Source organism: uncultured Brevundimonas sp. (assembly GCF_963974615.1).
Lineage (GTDB): Bacteria > Pseudomonadota > Alphaproteobacteria > Caulobacterales > Caulobacteraceae > Brevundimonas.
In genome coordinates this window covers 1-3918 of record NZ_CAXBDH010000035.1, presented here as the reverse complement: position 1 = coordinate 3918, position 3918 = coordinate 1, and the positions used below count along the sequence as shown (strand labels likewise).

5 protein-coding genes are annotated in these 3918 nt (G+C 63.4%); all 5 read left to right on the top strand.

Translation table 11 applies throughout. The annotated features are described in order from the left end of the window. Positions 1-1727 (top strand): hypothetical protein (locus AAC050_RS14505; RefSeq protein WP_339915790.1); only part of this gene is annotated, 1727 nt, incomplete at its 5' end. A gap of 72 nt (positions 1728-1799) precedes the next feature. After that, positions 1800-2393 carry a regulator gene (locus AAC050_RS14500; RefSeq protein ID WP_184583036.1) on the top strand — a complete coding sequence of 198 codons (594 nt, stop codon included), beginning with the start codon at positions 1800-1802 and terminating at the stop codon, positions 2391-2393. Next, positions 2393-3046 (top strand): hypothetical protein, encoded by a 654-nt coding sequence (locus tag AAC050_RS14495; RefSeq protein ID WP_339915789.1) that lies wholly within the window; start codon positions 2393-2395, stop codon positions 3044-3046. Before AAC050_RS14500 ends, AAC050_RS14495 begins: the two co-directional genes overlap by 1 nt. A gap of 127 nt (positions 3047-3173) precedes the next feature. After that, positions 3174-3500 carry a type II toxin-antitoxin system PrlF family antitoxin gene (locus AAC050_RS14490; RefSeq protein WP_005668772.1) on the top strand — a complete coding sequence of 109 codons (327 nt, stop codon included), beginning with the start codon at positions 3174-3176 and terminating at the stop codon, positions 3498-3500. Further along, positions 3497-3880: a type II toxin-antitoxin system YhaV family toxin gene (locus AAC050_RS14485; protein ID WP_339915788.1), complete on the top strand. Its 384-nt coding sequence runs from the start codon at positions 3497-3499 to the stop codon at positions 3878-3880. The genes AAC050_RS14490 and AAC050_RS14485 overlap by 4 nt, the downstream gene beginning before the upstream one ends. Positions 3881-3918: the final 38 nt, after the last annotated feature.

Below are 3918 nucleotides of genomic sequence, written 5' to 3'. Positions count from 1 at the left end.
CGAAAACCAAGGTGGACTGCCGCCTTGTCCCTGAGGAGTGCGACGTCACCACGGCACTGTCGCTCGCCGAGAACATCACCCAGGCACCGATGAATGCCATCGACGAGTTCGAGGCCTTCGCCCGGATGATGGAGGTCGACGGCCAGACGCCCGAGACGATCGCAAAGACCTTCGGCGCCACGGTGGCGGCCGTGAAAGGCCGGTTGCGCTATGGCCTTATCCACCCCGACATCCGCGCCGCGGCCCGGGGCAAGGTGATCACGCTCGACACGATGAAAGCCTTCGCCGAGCACCCGAGCCAGGAGGCGCAGCGCGAGGTCTTCGAGGCGCTCACAAAAGACGGCGGCTATCTACAGGCCTACACGGTCCGTCAGGCGCTCAAATCCCGCGGTGTGCAGGTCAGCGATGATATCGGAGCTTTCGTGCGCGCGGACTATGAAGCGCGCGGCGGTGCCGTCGCTGCTGACCTTCTGGAAGAGCATTCCGTGCTCGAGGATGCGGCGCTGGTCGAGACCATCCTGCTCGAGAAGCTCGGTGCTGCTGCCGAAGAGGCCCGTATGAGGCTGGGATTTGCCTGGGCCGATGCGATGGTGCGCTATGATTACGCGACCATGGCCGACTACGGCCGCGTCTATCCCGGCCCGATCGAGCCGGATGAGGCTGCCCAGAAGCGCATCGATGAGATCACCGCCGAGCTTGAGAAATTGCAGCTCGAGATGGAGGATGAGGGGCTCGAGGACGGTGCCTACAATGCCCTTTACGAGCGCGTGGACGCTTTGGAAGAAGAAGCGCGCGATCTGCAGGAGGCCTACAGCGCCGAGGACCTCGCGCGGTCCGGGGTGATCGCGTCGTGGCAGGGTGGGCAGATCACGCTCCATGTTGGTCTCGTCCGCCCGGAAGACACCGTCAAAGAGGAGGGCGCGCGCGGCTCCTCGGCTAGCCCGACCGGGGAAGAGGCCCTTGACGCCGACGAAATTACCTACCCAGCCTCGCTGGCTGAGGACCTCAAGACCGAGCGGGCCATGGCCCTTGGCGCCGCGATGGCGCTGCATCCGGAAGCCACGCTCGATCTGACGCTCTTCAAGCTGGTGAGCGACGTTCTGGCCAGCGGCATGAGTGTCACGCAGGCGATCAAGATCGATGCCCGCAAGGAATACCGCAGCCATGCCAAGATGGACGAGATCGACGAGACCTCGCTTGAGCAGGTGGCGGCGGCGCATGATGCGCTTGATCTGTCCTGGCTCGATGACAGCCGCGCGCCCGCCGATCAGTTTGCGGCGTTTCGCGCGCTGAAGGCCGGCGAGAAGGCCAAGCTCGTCGCCTATGCCACCGCCAGCACCACGCAGTCCTGCTTCGCGCGGGACCGATCGCGCGACAGCCTGATGCATGCGTTCGAGATCGAGATCATGCCCGATATCCGCGCCCACTGGACGCCGAATGCGGCGCTCTTCAACCGCTTCAAGAAGGCCTGGCTCCTGAAGATCCTCGGCGAGGATCTGGGTCTCGCCCAGGAGGCGGTGACGCTGGCCTCGTCGAGCAAGAAGGAGATCGTCGCCTTTTGTGACAAGCTCTTCGCCGAGCCCTTCGCCACGCTCACGGACGCGCAGCGCGCTGCCGTGGCCGCCTGGTGCCCGCCCATGATGCAGACCGCCGGTGTCGCCTGTGATGAGGCGGAGCCCGCTGCGGAAACTCCCGAGCCTGACAGCGAGATCGCGCAAGCGGCCTGAGTCCTTACGCGACCCGCGCGAGGCATTCCCCGCGCGGGTCGACCCTCCCACACCCAACCGAAAGACATCCTCATGGCTATTCTCAAGTTCTCTGCGTCCGCTGTCGCGGCGCAGATCGCCCATGCGCGCGCCTGCAAGACCTTCCTGCCCAACTGGAACGGACCCGTGGACCGGCCCGCCCTCATCCTCATCGTCGGCAATGGCGTGCATCTGCGCTCGAACGGCATTGATGGCACGACCACCCGTATCGTCACCACCGAGCAGGCCGATCCCTCCTTCGCTTTTGCCGACGGCATGAACCCGTTTCGTGATACCGACTGGATGGCGCAGCGCCGCATGGCGTTTCGCGATCTGACCGGCCAGTTCTACACCGACATCCTGGATGACGTGCAGGTGCTCATCGACCGGGGGCGGGGGGCGATCCGGCTCGCCACCGATGGCCACAGCATCCGCGTCTTCGTGCGCCGGGCCTCGGACTATCTCATCGGCGGGACCTACGAGGTGCCCTCGGGCCTCGGCGGCACCTTCCGGGTCATCCTCAAGGATGCCTGCGACACCTTCGCGATCGTGCAGAACTGCGGCAATTGCGAGGATTTCGACGCCATGCAGCCCTACCGCGTGCCGCTCGATGCGCTGATGGAAATCGATGACCAGAGGGCGGCATAATGGGATGGCTTTTCTACACCGACGGCCGCGTTAAAACCTACGCGGATGAGAAAGCGGAAATCGCCCGGCTCTGCACCTCTCATGGCGACACGCGCAAAACTGAACTGGTCAAGGCCTGCAAGGTGGGCTCAACCTGGTACGCGGCGGCAAAGGTCACAAATATCGACGGCACCCCTGTCGAAGACACGACCTATGTCACCGATGCGGATGGCTCCATCACTTTCGCCGCCGTATTCCTTACCCGATATGATGACGGCTGCTGGGGCTACAAGGACATGGAGGAAAGCGCGGGACCGGTCGAATCCCGCGCGCCACTGAGCCTATTGGCCCTGCTGTCCGAGCTGAAAGACCCAGACAGCTATGCTCATGCCTGGCGCCAGCGCTGCCAGGACTGGGCTGCGATCCCGGACTACGAGGAAGGCGACAAGATCAAGCTCGCAGCACCTGTGACGCTCACCGATGGCAGTACCTGTCAGATCGTCACCGCGACGCACTACAAGCGGGGGCGGCAAAAACGCCGCTGCTACCGCATCGAGGAAACCGGTGGGCTCGTACGCCTGTCGAAGGCCTCGCTTGCGGGCTCGGAGCTGCTCAGCTCCGCGAAAGGTGCGGCTAGCCCGGTGCTGGCGGAGTTCCTGGCGGGGCGAAATTAGGTCCTGCGCCGGACGGTTCATCGACCTGCCCGGCGACAGCAGATCCTGCGGCTTGTCTTGACAAGGCAATGCAAATGCATTACCTATCGCGGGCAGCAAAGACCCCCCTTTCTTTCAGGAGACTGCCATGACAGCGCTCGCACAAGATGTCTCGAAACTCACGGATCGGTATCAGACGACCGTGCCGGCGGGTGTGCGCAAACAGCTCAAGCTGGGCAAGGGCGACCAGATTCGTTACTGCACCGAGCCGAGTGGCAGGGTCTATATCGAGCCCGTGCGCAGCGACGAGGAAGATCCCGTGCTCGGAGCCTTTCTCGATTTTGTCGAGGCCGATATCAAGGCGCATCCGGACCGCATTCGGGCGTTCGATGGGGCTTTGCATGACCGTCTTGCAGCACTGGTCGGAGACGTTGACGTCGATCTCGATGCGCCGCTATCGCTCGAGGATGAATGAGCGGCGATAGCGTGCCCGCCCAAGCGCCCCTTGTCGTGAATGGATGGTCGATTTATGCGCACCCACTCTTTCTGGACCAGCTCGAAGGGCTGGTCGAGGAGGTCGAGGCGCGTAAGGCTCGCGATCCCAAGACCTGGCGCAAGAAAAACCCGACGAAACGGCTGGCCGCCATCTTCAAGCTGGTCACCGAGGCCATACCGGCAGATCCGGGTGCCGCCGCCTTCCGGCAAGGCGGCACACTCGGCGATCACCGCAAGCACTGGTTCCGGGCGAAATTCTTCCAGCAGTATCGGCTGTTCTATCGGTTCAACAGCGATGCGAAGGTCATCGTGGTGGCTTGGGTGAACGACGACAAGACCCTGCGTGTTGATTGTCACTGAGAACTGACCCGGTAGCCCCGTAAATTGTCACTGAGAAT

Coding starts and splice junctions, on each gene's coding strand:
- AAC050_RS14495 (WP_339915789.1), top strand. CDS start 2,393: ATGGGATGGCTTTTCTACACCGACGGCCGCGTTAAAACCTACGCGGAT.
- AAC050_RS14500 (WP_184583036.1), top strand. CDS start 1,800: ATGGCTATTCTCAAGTTCTCTGCGTCCGCTGTCGCGGCGCAGATCGCC.
- AAC050_RS14485 (WP_339915788.1), top strand. CDS start 3,497: ATGAGCGGCGATAGCGTGCCCGCCCAAGCGCCCCTTGTCGTGAATGGA.
- AAC050_RS14490 (WP_005668772.1), top strand. CDS start 3,174: ATGACAGCGCTCGCACAAGATGTCTCGAAACTCACGGATCGGTATCAG.